Below are 19,346 nucleotides of genomic sequence, written 5' to 3' on the forward strand. Positions count from 1 at the left end.
TCTAAAATGCAAAAGATCAATGTGTTAAAAACGTAAAAAAACCGGTCAAACGAACCGGTTTTTTAAAATTCTTACAAAAAATGTTGGTTTTCTTACAACTTTGTTTGCTTTTATTTTTCTATTGCTGCAATTCCTGGTAGTGTTTTACCTTCCAGGCTTTCTAACATAGCTCCTCCTCCTGTCGAAACATAGCTTACTTTATCTCCAAAACCAAACTGCTTAACTGCAGCCACCGAATCTCCACCTCCCACAAGAGAAAAGGCTCCATTTTCGGTTGCCTCGGCAATAGAATGTCCTAGAGCTATTGTTCCTTTAGCAAAATTTTCCATTTCAAATACACCCAAAGGTCCATTCCATAATATAGTTTTTGATTTTAAAATCACCTCATGAAAGTTCGTTAAGGTTTCTGGGCCAGCATCTAATCCTTGCCATCCATCCGGAATGGCATTAACGGGCACTACCTTAGTATTTGCATTATTATCAAAAGCATCTGCTCCCAACACATCAACCGGAAGATGTACTTGCACTCCTTTTTCTGAAGCTTTTTTAAGAATCTCTAATGCCAATTCTTGTTTGTCATCCTCGCAGATAGAATCCCCTATTTGCCCACCTTGAGCCTTAATAAAAGTATAGGTCATACCTCCCCCGACAATTAGATGGTCTATTTTATCTAAAATGTTTTCAATGATCGTGATTTTTGAAGATACTTTTGATCCTCCTAAAACAGCGGTAATAGGTTTCTCTCCACTACGCAAAACTTTATCAATACTCTCTATTTCTTTTGCTAACAAGCTACCAAAGCATTTTTTCTCTGAAAAAAACTGAGCAACAATTGTAGTTGATGCATGTGCTCTATGAGCCGTACCAAAAGCATCGTTTACATAAATATCTCCCAATTTGGATAACTGTTCTGCAAAACCAACATCTCCTGCTGTCTCAGCAGGATGAAATCTTAAGTTTTCTAACAAAATAACTTCTCCTGGTTGTAAAGCAGCAACCGCATCTTCGGCTTCTTGCCCAACACAATTAGCTACATACTTTACCTCAACCCCTAGAACATTAGCAACTGCATTTTCGATATGCCTTAAAGAAAACTCATCCTGTACACCTTTTGGTCGACCAAGGTGAGACATTAAAACTGCGCTTCCGCCGTCTTCTAAAATTTTAATAATAGTAGGTTTTGCAGCTTGAATTCTTGTATCATCTGTTACCTCAAACTTTTCATTTAAGGGCACATTAAAATCTACTCGAATTAGTGCTTTTTTATTTTCAAAATTAAAATCATTGATTGTTTTCATCTGGTCTTATTATTTTTTTCAATTGTCAGATGGAATTCGCCAAAATAATGCCCAATAAGGCTTTATTTAATTACAATGGCTAATTTCATGTTGCTGTATTGATATTGAGCAAACGAAAATAATCCTATTTCGTTAAAAACATTGAGAAAGCGCAGAAAAAATCTACGAAAACGATAGTAATTTTTCACTTTTATTGATTTTTTAGAAAAAGTACTTTTTTGATAAAAAAATGATAGTGCAAATCAACTTAAATTTCTAGTTTCGTTTAATTTGATATTTGAAAGTTCCTTCTCCTTGAGGAGAAGGTTAGGATGAGGGGTTTTTGATGTGAAAAACCCTCACCTTAATCCTCTCCTAAGAGGAGAGGAAACAATTATTCTGATATAAATGAATAACTAGAAATTTAAGTTAATTATAAATCCTACCACATACCTCATACTTCTTTTTATATTTGTTCATGCTTTTTTCAGAAATTTTAGGCCTTAAACATATTAAGAGTTATTTAACCACTAGTGCTGATCGTAATAGAATACCTCATGCACAACTTTTTGTGGGTCCTAACGGAAGTGGAACGTTGCCGATGGCGATTGCTTATGCGCAATATATTTTGTGTCAAAATCAAAATGGAGAGAATGTCGCGGGTAATTCTGCTTGTAATGTTAAGTTTGATCATCTTGCCCACCCTGATCTTCATTTTGTGTATCCCGTGGCTGTAAATGATAAGGTAAAAAAACATCCTACTTCGGATCAGTTTGCTGAAGAATGGAGGGCTTTTGTAAAAGAAAACCCTTACGGAAGTATTTTTGATTGGTATCTTTCTTTGGGGATTGAAAAAAAGCAAGGGCAGATTGGCGTAGATGAGGCCTTAGAAATTGTAAAAAAGCTTTCGCTGAAAAGTTATGAAGGCGGGTATAAGGTAATGCTTATCTGGATGGCAGATAAAATGAATATTGCAGCCTCTAATAAGCTTCTAAAACTAATTGAAGAACCACCCGATAAAACTATATTTATTCTCATTACCGAAGATGAAGAGCGTCTTATACAAACCATTAGGTCGAGGTGCCAGGCTTTACATTTTCCTTCTTTAGGAGAACAAGTCATTAAAGATGCTCTTCTAAAAAATGAAAACGTATTGGAAAGTGAGGCTTTAAAAATAGCACACCAAGCCAATGGTGATTATAGCAAAGCACTACATTTATTACATCATGATGGTGGAGATGATCAGTTCGAAGATTGGTTTATACAATGGGTTCGTACTGCTTTTAAGGCAAAAGGAAACAAATCTGCCGTAAACGACTTAATCACCTGGAGCGAATCTATTGCAGGTACCGGAAGAGAAACACAAAAAAAATTCTTAAAATATTGCCTGGATTTTTTTAGACAAGCTATGTTGCTTAATTATGGTGCACAGGATTTGGTGTTTTTGGAACCTAATACTGCAGGTTTTAAATTAGAAAAATTTGCTCCCTTTGTTCATGGTGCGAATATTATGGATATCTGCAACGAGCTTCAGGAAGCGGCTTATCATATCGAACGAAATGGTAATGCCAAAATCATTCTTACTGACCTTTCTATAAAGCTTACTCGCTTACTTCATAAAAAAAGTCAGTAATTTAGAGTTTGTCGATTCTTAAGCCTTAACTATATTTAATTTAATACACTAAACTAAAAACCATTGCACATGGATAATTTTATGCCTCATATAGTATCAATAACTATTCTGTTATTTTTACTGATTACTTTTTTACAATCCGGTATTGATAAAATAGTAGATTGGGAAGGAAATCTTGGTTGGTTAAAAGAACATTTTGCTACAACGTTTATGGGTAAAATGGTTCCTCTTCTTCTTTCTATTATTTTAATTATAGAGATCGTAACGGCTATTTGCTGTATTATGGGTATTTATCAATTGATTATAGATGGTACAACCTATTACGCAATTATAGGGATGTTTTTAGCATGTTTAACGCTCTTAATGCTTCTTTTTGGACAAAGAGTGGCTAAAGACTATCAAGGTGCTTTAACGATCACCTGTTACTTTATTGTGGCTATATTTGGATTGTACGTGATTACCTTATAGCCGAAGGGAAAGGTAAAAACAAAAAGAGCTTCTGTATTAGAAGCTCTTTTTGTTTTATATATTCTATACTTACTCTTAGTATGTACATCCACATTTACTCTGTCGACAACCAAAGTCTAATCCTAAAGTAATCATATGAGACCCTGCCGCTGTACTTGGTTCTAATACCTCGTTTACATTAACCTGGTACCCATACGCTACATAAAAGTTAGATTTTTTAATTCCTATCATAGGAGATACAGAAAGAGGTTTAAAGTCTTGATCCACCAACGATCTTACGCTTATTCCTGCCCAATAATAATCCCCTCGGTGCATTTTTCGCACTTTTAGGTTAATATCTGTAGTTGAACGCCCATCTCCTGCAAAGTTTTGATACAAAATAGAAGGTTCTACTTCAATATCACTAAATCTGTGATAAAAAGTATACCCAGTATATAAATAATAATTTTGTATCTGAGATGGTTCTGTAGGGTTAAAGTCATCTATCTGCTTCTGTAATAAGTTTACAGCATTAGCACTTAAAAAGAATCTTCCGATACGATATAGAAGTGCAATATCAAAGTTAGAATCATTAACACTTATGTCTGCTAATCCAGGGTTAAATGGATTATCAGGATCACCATTATTAAACTCTGAAGTATCAATACCAAATTGGGTAAATTTATAACTAATACCAAATGATAAATACTGATTGTTATATTCGCTCAATGTTAAATGGTGAGCAAAAGACAACTGTATTCCTCTTTGGGTAGTAAATCCATTCTGGTCATTAAATAATATAGCTCCTACTCCAGAGCGGTCAGATATTCTACCATCTATAGATAATGATTGAGTACCTGGTGAATCTTCAATACTTACCCATTGCTCAAAACCAGAAGCTCTAACCTGCCAACAATCTCCTACACCTGCATATGCAGAGGATATTAAATATGGGTTATCTGCAATATACTGGTTTTGTACAGGAGCAAAAAACTCTTGTGCAAAAGTGCAATAGCTTGCAAATAGACTAAATATGATAATATATTTCTTCATCTAACATTTAAAATTACAGATCATTAACTTTTCTCTTTCTGTGTCCTTAACCATACAGTTTTATAACTCACTTAGTGCCTATATATTATCTATATAATGTAAAGTGGCCTGTAAACTCTCTATTATCAACATCATTAAGGATTATTGTATACCAGTAATCTCCAGAAGGAAGTTCTTTTCCTTGGTAAAGACCGGCCCATCCTTGTTGATCTCCTTTAAACTCTGCCAACATTCTACCGTATCGATCAAATATCATTACTTCCATGTTTTCAAAGAAGAATGGATCATCTGCATTAGGTGTAATCTGTCTTGGATACCAGAATCGCTCATCTGGATTACCATTTGGATTATCAGGTGTAAAGTAGTTCGGGATACGAATATTAATATACGTAAGGGTTTGAACAACCAGGGTTTCACATCCTGCTGCATCTACCACTCGTAATACATAATCTCCAGTCTCTCGTATTACAAAAATGTTTCCTGCTAATTCTGTGTAGTCTAATGGATCTAAATCATTAATTGTCATACCATCTTCTAATCTCACAAAATAGTATGCATAGTTTGGTTCTCTATCAAACTGTCTTCCTCCGCTTACAATAATTTGATACTCATTAGGATCTTGCGGATTATTAGTCATTTGTGCAACCGGGGTCGTTAAAGGATCATAATTTAAGACCTCAACAGTTCCAATACTTCTTCTACACATCTGGAATTCCATAAATCCTTCATACTCACCAGGAGTAACCTCAAAAGTTTGATCAACCCCTGTATTGTTAGCTGGGTTCGGTGTTCCGTTGATACCATTAAGAGTATAAATAACACCTGATTCCTCAGACAGCTCACCTACATTGAATGTCACAAAGTATTGCTCTTCGCTTGTCATTACAGGATTCATAGGGTCGCTATAATCAAACTCAGGACATACTAAGCTTGGTTCTAGCTCAGCTTCAAGTACTACACCAGGTGTAATATCTATGTTAAATGCACCTTGACAGTTTGCGCTATTCTGAGAATCTCTAATAAACAAGGTGGTCGTTCCTCCTGGAAGATTATCGATAAACAAGTTTGCTGGGTCGGCAACCAATTGATAATTTACTCCATCAATACTCCAGTAATATTCTGGACTAGCTGGTGGTAGTGGTTGCAATCCTCCAGAAATTGATATTGTTGCTGTACCATTCATATCTCCAGCACAATCTTCTGGTGTTGTCGCTGTTACTATTGCATCAATAGGAGCTGGTTCGATAATTTCAACATTCAACTCTTCTCTAGGACAACCGTTAAAATCTTCTACTTCTACACGATAAATGTCAGCCGGTAAGTCTGTGAACGTGTGTTCTGCCGGTAGACCATCTATATCATCTTCTAAGAACGTAAATACAGCATTTCCTGCACTATCATATAATGAATAGAAATATGGTGCAGTTCCTCCAGGAGTACCAGGAGGAGTAATTACTCTTATAGATACACGAATACTACCATCTGTTTCTCCATTACAAGAGATCGGTGTCTCATCTACATCTATTTGGAATTCTATTGGTTGATCTATAACAAAGTTTTGAACATCATCTACACAATCTCCACTCGTTGTAGTATAGGTATAGCTTCCCGCTAATAAGTCACCAAAGAAACTTGTAGTTTGCGTATTTCCAGAACCAACTGGACCAGGAAGTTCAACCACATTACCTAGGTAGTCAGTACCTTCTACACGATATCCATAATTACCTAGACCCCCTGTCGCTGTTGCATCAATAGAACCTGTTGGTTCGCTGAAACACACAATAAAGTCATTACTAAGGTCTAAGGTTACTACAAATGGATCAGGGTTTCTAACCTGTATCGTATTTGAAGCCGGAGACTCACACATGTTACCATCTCTAACATAGAAATCGTAATTTCCTGCTGGTAAACCAGCAAATGTATCACTAGCTTGCCATGTAATTGGACCTCCATTATTACTAACTCCAAATTCATATGGTGCTCCAATTCCACCACCTGGGATTACTTGGATGTTATTTGGATTAGCAGTCAAACAGCTTATTCCGGTAGCATTAACATCTATTGTTACTGCTGGCGGTGTATCAATAATAACTGTTGCTGTGTCCTCACACGTTAAATTATCAGAAACCGTAACAACATAAGTCCCTGGTTTTAGATCATCCCACATGAATGTATCTGTACCATTATTGACAGCCGTATTTTGCGTACCATCTGGTAACGTTAAGGCAAAGAAATATGTGCCTACACCTTGACCACCTGTCACTCTTGCTGTAATTATTCCATCCTCACTATCAGCACAATCCAATGTAATATTAGCAATTGGATCTAGCACTAATTGAGCTGGTGGTTGGATATTGATCGTATCTGTTGCATCACAACCTCTGCTATCTCTAACTCTTACCACATAATCTATACCTGCAGGTGCAATGCCACCATCTAATCCTAAATCTCCAAATCTTGGATCAGTACTAAATGGTGCTAATATTACTCCTCCTGCAGTTTCTAACTGGTATTCTAAACCTCCTGGAGCTGGAACTCCACCTTCTCCTACCGCTTCTATTAAGGCATCATCTCCTCCAGGGATTGGTGGGTTACAACTTTCTTCTCGTATTTGATTCGCAGTAACTCGAAGTTCTGCTGGTAAGGTAATCGCAACTACATTAGAATCATCAGTACAGAATGGGGTTAGTGTAGCTGTTACGGTAACGACTATGTTACCTGCTTCTAATCCTGGGATATTTAGTCCTGTTGGTGGATCGGTTGTGGTGTCACCTGGTGCAGGTAAACTTACAGTACCTGTAGTAGTGTTTGTAACCACATACGTATACGCTCCTGTGTATCCTGTAACAATTAAGTTTACGGATCCATCTGGTGGGATCGTATTAAAGCAACTCACATCATTTCCTAAAGTGATCTCAGCTTCAATGGTATCAAACTCTACAATATCATACGAAGGAGTATCTATAAAACACCCTGTTCCTGTATCGGTAATTCTAAACACATACGATCCTACACTTGGTAAACTAAATACTACATTGGTAGCATTCGCTTCAACAGCAACTGTACCAGGATTATCATCTGTTCCTGCAGCTACATTTAACTGAGAAGGTACCGGTGTGGTACCGCTTCCACTGATTTCTACAAAATCAAATGGTCCTGTTCCTCCAGTAATCGAAACAATAACCGTTTCATCATTATTACAAGAAATCACCCCTCCATTAGGACCTAAGGTATCTCTGGTTATTGTAGGATCTGTCATGATCGCAAATGGTGGTACAATAACATCAAAAGTCGTAAACACACAATTATTATTATCGGTAACTGTAATGGTGTATGTACCATCAACCGGAGCGTCAATCTCATACTGAACATCTGGTAATCCTGCATTTGCATCAGCTACATCGGTTTCTGTACCCGAAGTAGATGGTCCTATATAAGAAACATCATAAGGTGATGTACCGCCACTAATGGTTAAGGTAATCACTGGGAATACAGAATCATTAGAACCATCACAACTATATGGTGTCTGTGAAGGGACAACATTGAGTGCTGCTAATGGCTGACCAACATCTATTGGCTCTACTGTGGCTGTACATCCTGTACCAGAAGTAACAACAACCTCATACTGACCTGCTGGTATTGGCGCTATTGTATTATTGAATAACGGACTTGCCTGAGGGCCAGCTACTGAAGCTCCTGTCGCCGTAGGCGATGGATCATAAACAAATAACTCGTATGTATAAGGCGGATTATCATCTGCCGTAGGATCTAATTCAATTAAAATGGTACCATCATCTCCTCCAAAACATAATACATCTGTAACAGTTGCTGAAGGTATTGGATCAACAAACGTCGGTACGGTAACCTCGTCGGTAGCCGTACACCCTGGTGCAGTGTTAATTGCACTATCAGTTACTTCTACTCTATAGTCTCCTGGGAATATACCGTTTGTTCCGACAACAGTACTGCTAAACGTAAGCTGATTTGCTCCTGGACCTGGTGTTTGTGTCACTCCAACAATAGAAATACCGGTGCCGGCATCAACCAAATCGAAAGTGAAATTACCAGGGTTAGCAACAAAATCAGAACCTCCTGTTACTGTCGCTATTATCGTAGCATCATTATCTCTACACGTCGGATCTGTAATGGTAGCCGTTACTGATAACTCTGGGAAAACTGTAATCGTTCTTGGTAATGATGGACATCCATTCTCATCAAAAGCAACTACAGAATAGGTTCCTGGACCACTTACTGTAAAGTCTACAGTGGCAGTATTAACCCCTGTAGATGTACCTGCTACTTGAGCTCCTCCATCTAAAGAGAATGTCAATGTTCCTGTTCCCGGTGGAATCGTAACATTACTCGTTGCCGTTACCGTAAATTCATAAACATTATCAAAAACACACGCGTCATCTACAAACGGATCTATAGTGTCTATAGTTGGTGCTGGAGTTGGTGGCGGTATAACGATTTGCCTAGGAGTTATACACCCATTAGCATCTCGTACAAAAATCACCCAATCTAATACAAACACCGGTCCTGGACCTGGATCTAAACTAAATGTATCCGATAATGGGAATACCCCTGGTGTAGCTGGTGGTGGACCAGGAACAAGTGTTCCTGCAACCGCAGCATACTCATAAGGGCCTACTCCTCCATTTGCATCCATTGTAACTACTGATAATGGATTATTACAATCCGGTGCTATGGCACTTACAAGATCTAGTGTTAATGGAGCTGGTTGGGTAATAGTTATCGCATTAGAATCGTCATCACAGAACGGTGTTTGTGTAGCTGTTACTGTAACTACGATATTACCCGCTCCTAATCCAGGAATATTAATTGTTCCTGAGGCAGTATTCTCACCTACACTATTAACCGTTGCGCCAGTAGTGGTATTGGTAGCCACATAATCATATGTTCCCGTATACCCAGTAACTGTTAAGTCTACTGATCCATCTGTTGTTGGTGGAGTGGTATTACAAGAAGCATTATTACCTAGAACTATAGTAGCTTCTATAGTGTCAAAAGGAGCAATTTCGTAAGGAGGTGTATCAATAAAACATCCCGTTCCTGTATCTGTAATTCTAAATATATAAGACCCAGGATCTGGTAATGCGAATGTCACATTGGTAGCGTTTGCTTCAACAGCAACTGTACCTGGATTGTCATCTGTTCCTGCAGCTATTCCTAGCTGAGACACAGGTGTAGTAGTATTACCATTTATTTCTACAAAATCAAATGGGCCCGTTCCTCCTGTAATTGATACAGTGACCGTTTCATCATTTGTACAAGAAATTACTCCTCCATTAGGACCGAGAGCATCTCTGGTTACTGTCGGATCCGTCATGATTGGGAAAACCGGAATCACCGTATCCGGAACAATAGTAAATGAACAATTATTTGAGTCTAACACAGTGATCACATAGGTTCCTGCTACATCGGCATCAATTACATATTGAGCACCCGTAACCGCTATGTTTGTTCCAGATAATGGTCCTGTATACGTTATTCTATATGGTGGCGTACCATTTAAAATATCAACGGTAATATTAGGCAATATATCATTATTAGAAGCATCACACCCGTAAGCACTTGCTGTTGCACTTGCTGTTAATGCTAAAGGACTTGGTACAGTAATGTTTTCAATGGCATCCTCACACCCAGAATCTGATATGATACGAATACCATAAACATTCCCTGGCGCTGGGTTTAAAGAAATATCTGCAAGATTATCAAATAATGGATCGCTAGGTTGTGTAAGTAATAATATACCCGTTCCAGTAGGTCCTTGCCATAATTCATAGGTAAATGGTCCATCGGTATCTGTACCGGCCTGTATGTTAACTAATATAGAACCATCACTACCTCCATTACAACTTACATCTGTAATCGTTGGTGGGTCTAATACTGGTTCTGTTGGTATTGGTCTTGACACATCATCGGTCACGGCACATCCTCCTGGAGCAGGTGCTGCAGGGCCTATGGTAAGGTCTCTAACTTCTACTGTATATGTACCTGCAGTAACATTATTAAATGTAGCAGCAGGAATACCTAATATGGCACCCGTTTGTACTATAGGTACGATTGGAGTACCACTACTATCTGTACCCGTAAGGGTAAATGTAAAGTTTGCAAAATTAGTAGCAAAACCAGACCCTCCGGTTACCGTAACTTCAATAGTTCCATCATCTGCTAAACATGTTGGATCAGGCGCTATAAAGTTGGCATCAACAATAAGTTCTGGGTATACAATCATTCTATCTGCATCCTCACAACCATTTATATCTCTTACTGTTAATGTATATTCGTCTATACTTGGACCAGTAACCGTATATGTATATTCATACAAATTACCACCTAACGAAGCCCCGGCAACAAATATGGGACTGTCTGCAGTTCCAGTATCACCATCGTCTATACCAAATTCTAACTGGCTTTCTCCTGTGGCTTGTACTGTAAATGTATAGTTATTATTAAAAATACAGGCATTATCTACAAATGCTGGTACTACTGTAAATTGTGGATCTGCCGTACGAGTAATCATTACAGGTCTTGTAACAGGAGTACTACAACGATCGTCTATCACATAAATATCCCAGTCTAATTGGAAAGGAGCTACCGCACCTGGATTTAGATCTAATACATTATTTGTTGAATAGTCGGTTGCAGGATTTGGAGCAGGATCGCCTGCCGGTACTGCAGCATATTGATATGGTGGCACGCCACCGATACCATTAGCAACAACCTGTGCCACCGTATTACAGTTTGCAACTGTAGGTGTTCCTAAACTTAAATCAAGTATTGTGGGTTCTGTAATTGTAAATATCACCGATGAGTTACATGGTGTAACTACACCTCCGTCTGTTTCAGTTACTCTTAACAAATATTCTCCTGGTCCAAAACCTCTTACCACTCCACTATCTGGTCCTGGTGGTACAACTGTTTGAGGATTTCCACCTGGAGCATCAAATGTAAGTCCTTCACTAACAATAATATCTGTAGCTAAATCAGTGGTTCTAAACACATTATACGTTAGCTCGGTTCCTTGATAATCATTAACATCAAAAGTAAATAAGCCATCATCTGCGCCATTACAGGTTACATTGGTTTCTGTTCCTGTAATACTAACTGTTCCTACCGGGTTTGGTGGTGGGGCCAATGTTCTTATATCGGTACATCCCGTTGATGTATCTCTTACTTCAAAACTAAATGGTGTACCAAACGGTAAGTTAAGAAATTGATGATTACGTTCAAAAGGGGTTCCACTTGTCACAGGTAAAGCATTCAATGCTCCAAAGACACCACTTGGGTATTCTCTAATTTCAAAAGGCCCTGTACCTCCAGATACGGAGATAGAAGCAGTAACTCCATCAAGACACGATCCTGTGGTTGATGCAGCAATAGAAAAAATTGCAGGAGTTGCTATATTAAAAGGATCTTCAGTAACACAACCATTATCGTCTACAATTCTTAGTTTATAATCTCCAAAATCAAGATCTGCAAAAGTAACTGTCGTTGCAGAAGTAGGTCCTACTGGATTAGGAGAAGTTGTGGTTGCAGGTGTATCATCGATATTTAATAAGGTATATGTATAATCTGGTGTTCCACCGGCAATGGCACTATATACAACATTACCAAGAACATTTCCTCCAACACCACATGTAATATCGGTTTCAACTCTTGTAAAGGTAAAAGGTTCTGGTTCGAAAACAAATGCACTAAATGTTGTTGTACAGCCTTTACCATCCATTACAACATAGATATACTCTCTACCTAATGGATCCACTGAAGGAGCGTCACCTACTAAACCACCATAGGTAGTTTGAGGTGAAAATCCTAAACCATTAAAATTGATCATATATGGAGGCGTACCTATCGTATTGTCTATATTAACTGTTACCGATCCGTCTGCCAAGCCCGGACAAGTAGCATCTGTTACTGTTGGGGCTAATACTGCTGGATTCGGAGCAGGATCAATAGTGATCACATCTGAAAGATCAGTACAAGCAACCGTTGGTGGAGTTGCGGTATCCGTAACTCTAAATTGGTAGTCACCAGGCGTTGTTGTGGTAAAAGGAATAGGGCCGGCGTAAGCTGCAAAAGCACCTCCGTTGAAACTAACCTCTAACGAAGTGGCTCCATTTCCTCCTGTAACTACTATGTCTATTTGTGCATCTGGTGTAGCAGAACAATCAATGTTCTTTAATCTCGTAGCTGTAACAATAAGCTCATCTTGGATCTCAAAAGTAATCGCTCCTGAAGTACAACCATTATCATCTGATACCACTACACTATAATTACTTCCCGAATTTCTTGGAGTAAGGTTTGGTATTTCGAAAGTATTAGCAGGTAATCCGACGGGTATTGTAAAATCAACTGCAACTGGTACTCCACCATCCAAGCTGTATGTATATGGAGCTACTCCACCTGTAATGGTTACCCATTGTGTAGCCGGATCAGCATTGGTATAACACTGATCTCCTCCTTCAGTTAATGCAAGAGTTATTGGCGGTGCCTGGAAAAGATCTACATTTTGAGTAGGTGCCTCACAAGCTGTTGTTGGATCATTTGTATCTCTAACTGCAACTATATATGTAATAGGTGTTGGAGGAGTTCCCCCAGCTAAACCTGTAAACACATTATTATTTTGATATGCAACCAATACAGCACCAAGATTGTCTCTTAGCTCATATTGATATCCACCTCTACCGCCAGAAGCAGTAACTGTAATTGTTCCATTTAGTGCATTACAATCAGCAATTGAAGGCGTTGCTGTAAATGATAAAACTGCAGGTTCTGTTATAACCACTTGTGTCGTTGCAGGACAATTTGTAGTATCATCGGTAACAACAATATCGTATGTTCCTGCACCTAAGCCAGGTATTGGCGTAGGAGTAGTATTAATCGGACCACCAGTAATAGATCCTACTATTGTACCACCTGTAACAGTATAGCTATAGGTAGTCGATGTTAAATCTATCCCAGTAACATTAAAAGATAATGCTGCATCAGTATCTCCATTACAAGTAGGCTCTGCAGTTACTGTTCCCGAAACTGCTATAGGAGCCACATTAGGTACTGTATAATCTTCAGAATATATACATCCATCTGTAGTTGTTATTGCTTCAAAGGTATATGTGGTTCCGGCTGGTAAGTTAGGAAATGTGCTTCCTGGGCCAAATGCTGTTACATTTGCTGCCGGAGCAGCTATTCTAAATTCAAAACTAACAGCGCCGTTACTTCCTGTAGCTGTTAGTGTAACATCAGATGTAAGTGCAGGACACTGCACCTGTGTCTGAACAAAAGTTAAGTCTGTAACTTCCTGTAAAGGGTCTATTGTTCGCGATCCTAAATTTACAGGACAAGCTCTTGTGTCTGTATCTTGAATGAATAAGGTATATGTCCCATCAGTTAAGTTATTAAATACTCCTGTCGTATTCGTAAAATCAACCCCATCTATACTATATTCATAACTACCATTACCGTTTGCGGGATTTGAAATAGTTATTACTGCTAATTGAGGTGTTGTGCTTGATCCACTGGCATCACAACGATAATCTGAAACAGCAATATCTGCAGATATAGGTGTCGGTGCTGTAATTGTGGCATTTAAAACAGGTGTTATATCGCACCCATCACCATCGGTAATGGTAATAGTATGCGGTCCTACGCCTACATTAGTAAAGTTATTTGTCGTTACTCCTGTTGGACCTACTGTCGTGGTTCCATCAAGAATATAGGTAAATGGCCCATCTCCTGCGGTAACAGTCACCAAAATAGAACCGCCATCTCCTGGACAGTCTGGATCTGTTGGGACTGCAGTAGCAGCTAATGGTATATAAGGAGTTACTATAATTTCGTTTGATAAGGCAATACAACCCTCGCCATCAGTAACTCTAATTTGATATGTTCCTCCAGTGTTTATAGAAACAGGCGATGTAACATTAGCACTAAAAACTCCTCCAGTACCTACATCAATAACATCAAAAGTATAAGCTCCATCTCCACCTGTTGCAGTAAACTCTATTGTTGCATCTGGAGTTGGTGCACATGTTAAGTCTTTGGTTAAATTAGCAGTTATTGTTAATTCTGGATTAATCGTAAAATTAATTGGAGCAGATGCACATGTGCTTGCTGTATTGGTAACTGTAACCGTATAAGCTCCAGGTGCTAAATTAGGAATCTCAAAAGTAGTAGCGTTTGGTGCTGGTGGTGATGCTAAAAATGCAACCGCAACCGGTGCTCCTCCATTAAGACTATATGTAAATGGCCCTACCGGTGTTTCTGTTGGTGAAATGACGATCCACTGCGTAGCAGGATCTGCCGGAGTATAACATTCGTCTCCACCTGTATCTAGCGCTAAAGTAGGTGGGCCTGTCACTGGCATCACTACCTGTTGATCAACCTCACAGGCTAGCGTAGGATCGCTATTATCTCGTACAAAAACTGTATAGGTCGCAGGAGTCAAGTTGTTAAACACATTACTTGCCTGGTAAGCAACTAAAACTGCAACACCTGCAGCGTCTCTTAATTCATATTGATATCCTCCTCGTCCACCGACAGCATTAACGGTTATGATACCTGTAGGGTTACCACAATCTGCAGAATCAACATCTGTTGTAAAGCTCAATGGTGTTGCTGGTTCTGTGATATCTACGGTTGCTGTATCAGTACAATTTCCTGAAGCTAAGCTAGTATCTGTAACGGTAATCGTATACGTACCGGCTACTAAAGGTGTTGCTGGGCTCTGAATTGTAACAGAGGTGGTAACAACCCCAGTTGCACTTGCTATTACTGTTGTGCTAGGTGCTGGCCCCTGAATTGTATAATCAAAAGAAGCACTATTACCCACAGTAAAGGTAAAGGCTCCATCATTATCGCCTACACAAGTTACTGGCCTGTCTTGTACAGCACTTGTGATATCTATTTCAGGAACAGCTGTTCCTGTAAAATTACCTGTATTTGTACATTCACTATCACTTCGTCTGGCAGTTACCGTATACGATACTCCATTAGTAAATGTATAGTTGGTTGTAGTACTAAATACCGTGCTACCAGTGGCCGCTGCTCCTGTGGCAGGGTCTGGTGTAATACTAAATTCATAAACTGTAGGTGCTGTAAGTACCGGTAAGGCCGAAACCACAACGTCTACTGTTTGATTAGAACAATCTTGATCACCTGGTGTAATGGTAACGCTATCAACTTCTAAAAGTGGATCTATCGTAATTGGGAAGCTCTCAACACAAGTCCCTGCTTGATCTCTAACATATAAAGTGAAAGAACCAGCACTTGGAAAATCTATGGTGAAAGGAATTGCTCCAACTGCAGTAAACGGACCCGCCGGATTTAAGCTCCACTCATAACTACCAGAACCACCAGCAATTGCTGTTACTTGTACTTGTGCATCTGGAGTAGCTGTACAACTCAATAATCTAAAATTATCATCTATTGTGGCAACTATTTCACCTGGAGTGGTAAAAGTTACATCTGGTGTCACTGTAAAATCACAACCAAATTGATCTTCTACAGTAACCGTATGGGATACTGTAGGATCAACATTGTTAAACGTTTCTGTCGTATTATTACTTGGGCCAATTCTTACTTCTGAAGGAGTCCCTAGGTTTAAAATATATGTAAATGGACCTTCAGCAAAACCTGCAGTAATAGTAACTACTATTGCTCCAAGATCTGAGTTACACGTAGGGTTTGTAGGAGTTGCAGTAGCCTCCACAGGCACATAATCTGTAACATCCACAGAGCCTGCAAATACTACACAATTGGTAGCATTATCAGATACATACACGGGGTAACTACCTGCTGTAGTTGCTCTAAATCGATATGTTGTTCCTGGTTCTGGTAAAAGGTTAGTTCCCAGAAAATCCATTTGGTTATTAAACGCAAAGCTTGGTGGAGTTCCTGTACCTCCTGTAACCGTTACTTCATAAATTGCTATATCGCGATCTGGATCGAATGGCGGTGCCGTTGGATCAAAATCAGGATGTGTTGGATCGTTAAGGTTTGGATTAGGTTGATAATCCGGGTTACAATGCAAGTCTTCTATTAAGGCAATTGTTGCCGAAAATGTAGCTGCGGGATCAATCGTTACCTGGTATACTTCAGAACAACTACCGTCTGCAGAAATTACTTGTACATCATATGTATCCGGATTAAGACCATTAAATATATGATTAGGAAGCGTTGTTGGACCTTCGGTATCATTATATGTTCCTGCTGTATTGTTTATTATATAGGTATAATTAATTTGAGAATCTGTAACTGTAATCTCTATTCGACCCCTATCACCTGGACATAGTGGTGAAAAAGGTGTCACAATCTCATTAGCGTCTAATTCGTCTAAGAATACACTGTCCTGGAAAGTACATGCCGTTGGAAGTCCACCCGTTTGACGAACATTAACAAAATACGTTCCAACTTCTGTTAATCCATTAAACTCAGCTGAAAGTTGATATGCCGTTGTAGCCCCTGATGGTGAAATTAGTTGATATTCGTATTGATTTGATGAGTTTTGAACTCGTAAAGTACCAGGATTACCACAAATAATTTGCTCCACAACAACCAGATCAGGGTCAAAGTTGTTTTGAAAAGCATTAAAATAAAATGGTATTGTACAATTACTATCAAAAGTAGCATTAATTCTATATTCTCCTGCTTGAGCAAGTGTGAAATTAATTCCAGTACCAACAGTTACCCAATCACCATCACAACCGGCGTCTGTTGTAGGACAGTTTTCATCTCTTATAACTGTAGGACAAGCTGCCGGATCGAGTCTTTGCCACTCGATGGCCGTAGCCGTAGTAAATCCAGAATCTATATCTAATGTTGTACCAGCTCCACATAAAAATACTTCAGGTAAATCATCTCCTGTTACTGGACAAGTTCTTATATTACCATTAACACTAGGGTTAGTAGCAAGATCAACATTAACAATATTCACTAGTGGGTTGTCAACAGTATTAAACGCATCTACCACAAAAGTTTCGATACCGTCTTGACAACCTGCCGCTCCAGTTTTAGTCACTTGATACGTTCCTGCAACGGTAACATCTAATGTTTGATTGGTGCCTATTACAACACCAGGATTAGCCGTGTTTTCCCAAGAATAATTGGTAAATCCTGCACCGGCTGTTAATGTTAAGGATCCTGTACAAATAAACGCAGGCTGCGACTCGGTAAAACAGATCCCATCATTTACTAATACATTTGATGATCCTGCGACATCAAATCGACAAGCATCCTGTTCTAAAATACTTTCTTCTCCCGATTTAGTGATACCAGATTCAACTCCTGTATATGTAGAAATTGCTACGTTATTAATTTGATTAGAACATGCATCTCTTAAGTCTGCACAAGTAGCCACCACGCTTACTCCAAAACGAACAGTATGCACTCCTCCGCTACGAACAACTAAGTTGTCGTTAATCGTGATATCTATCTGTCTGTTGTCTGGTGTAGGAATTGCCGTTATTCCTGGATTACTTGTAGTTATACTACCTAATGTAAAATCTACATTAGCAGGCAACACATCTCGAATCGTGGCTGTTGTTATGTCTTCGTTTCCTTGGTTTTCTATGGTGAGTTCATAAAACAGTTGATCGGCAAAATTTACCGGATCTCCAGTAATATCTATACCATTTATATCTAATACTCTTTTAGTTACCGTTAATTCTGGTTCAATAACTTCTATTTGAAAAGAACTAAAAAACACACTATATGCATCACCTGCAGAAGTGGTAGTAAACTGTGCAGAGGTTTGATTGTTTCCAATAACCGTATTTCCCGGATTTGGAATATCAAAAATATCAGCATCAAAACCAAGTGTGTTTTCTGAAGCTGGATTTCTGTTTGTTACATAATTTCCATCTACAGTAATAGAACTATCGAAAAAGTTCCCGGCTGGATTCGCTGGTGTAGTAAAAATATCGGTTTGAGTACCCCCAGTATTTTGTACCTGAAAGACATCACCCGTAAACGGTTGATCTCCTTCTAAGGTTGCGATTGCGTACCTTGCACGAACAGGAAGCGGTGCTGGTAAAGTCTCAAAATTTGAATAATCAAATGTTCTTGCCGGATCTCCTGGAGCAATTACCAAATATCCATTCGTTGTACTAATATATTTTGCCGACAATTGAGGGTCTTCATAAGCCACTACCAATACCCAACCCCCTGAGATACCATTAGAGTTTAATGGGGCCTTACCTATAGAAGCACGCATATCTGCAACGGTATACTCACCCTGTGGATCTGCTAAGCCCTGTAAAATAGTAGTTACATCGGCGTAACACACATAAGGCATATCAATCGCAGCCACATCGCTGGCGTTGGTTGCGGTGTTACGGTATCCATCATAAAGAACCTGGGTTTGTGCTGCAGTAATGGTTGTATAACCAGCCTGACTTTCGTGCCTCAATTTTATGGTTCTATAATCTGGCCTATTATCTGGTAAAGGCAATCCTGTATATATAGCATCATCATCACCGTCTAAATCTCCAAAATAGGACGCCGCCCAATATAAACCTGCATAGGCAATCCTTTCACATTGTGCTGCAGCAGGTGGCCTAATATCTAAAGTTGCACTACTAGAACTAAAGGTGGTTCCAAATGCATCACCATCAACATCTATATATCCAAATGTCCTCCTAAAATTAGTGTCATTATAACTGTTATTCCAACAACCGCCATCGTAATCATCATTAGGTACAAAGTCTGTACCGCCTCCGGTTCTACAACCATTTGTTATGTTTTGATTTAAACCAACTATACTGTTAGCAATGATTTTAAGCTCTCCATTAATTCTTAAAGTACTATTAGGTACTGTATCAAAAGCTACCTGAGCATATGTGTTGCTTATGTTACTGGCGATTAAAACCAACATCGCCAATACAATTTTGATGTGTATTTTGGTTTTCATAAGC

Annotated in this window: 5 protein-coding genes; 2 read left to right on the plus strand and 3 right to left on the minus strand. The window is 38.9% G+C overall.

The genetic code is table 11. The features are described 5' to 3' along the window. Nucleotides 1–110: 110 nt before the first annotated feature. On the minus strand, nucleotides 111–1,298 hold the full coding sequence (locus ABW637_RS03275; protein WP_367583203.1) for a phosphoglycerate kinase: 1,188 nt from the start codon (nucleotides 1,296–1,298) through the stop codon (nucleotides 111–113). Nucleotides 1,299–1,755: 457 nt separating this feature from the next. On the opposite strand from ABW637_RS03275, the gene ABW637_RS03280 reads away from it, so the two are divergent. Both ABW637_RS03280 and ABW637_RS03285 read left to right on the plus strand, forming a co-directional pair. Continuing rightward, complete coding sequence (locus tag ABW637_RS03280; RefSeq protein WP_367583204.1) at nucleotides 1,756–2,910, plus strand: DNA polymerase III subunit; 1,155 nt, start codon at nucleotides 1,756–1,758, stop codon at nucleotides 2,908–2,910. A gap of 69 nt (nucleotides 2,911–2,979) precedes the next feature. Beyond that, nucleotides 2,980–3,378 carry a DoxX family protein gene (locus ABW637_RS03285; protein WP_367583205.1) on the plus strand — a complete coding sequence of 133 codons (399 nt, stop codon included), beginning with the start codon at nucleotides 2,980–2,982 and terminating at the stop codon, nucleotides 3,376–3,378. Nucleotides 3,379–3,453: 75 nt separating this feature from the next. Here ABW637_RS03285 and ABW637_RS03290 read toward each other — a convergent pair whose 3' ends face one another. Beyond that, nucleotides 3,454–4,410 carry a PorP/SprF family type IX secretion system membrane protein gene (locus ABW637_RS03290; RefSeq protein WP_367583206.1) on the minus strand — a complete coding sequence of 319 codons (957 nt, stop codon included), beginning with the start codon at nucleotides 4,408–4,410 and terminating at the stop codon, nucleotides 3,454–3,456. A gap of 85 nt (nucleotides 4,411–4,495) precedes the next feature. Next, nucleotides 4,496–19,342 carry a T9SS type B sorting domain-containing protein gene (locus ABW637_RS03295; protein ID WP_367583207.1) on the minus strand — a complete coding sequence of 4,949 codons (14,847 nt, stop codon included), beginning with the start codon at nucleotides 19,340–19,342 and terminating at the stop codon, nucleotides 4,496–4,498. Between the last annotated feature and the right edge of the window lie 4 nt (nucleotides 19,343–19,346).

This window comes from Aquimarina penaris (genome assembly GCF_040786285.1).
In the GTDB taxonomy this organism is placed as follows: Bacteria; Bacteroidota; Bacteroidia; order Flavobacteriales; family Flavobacteriaceae; genus Aquimarina.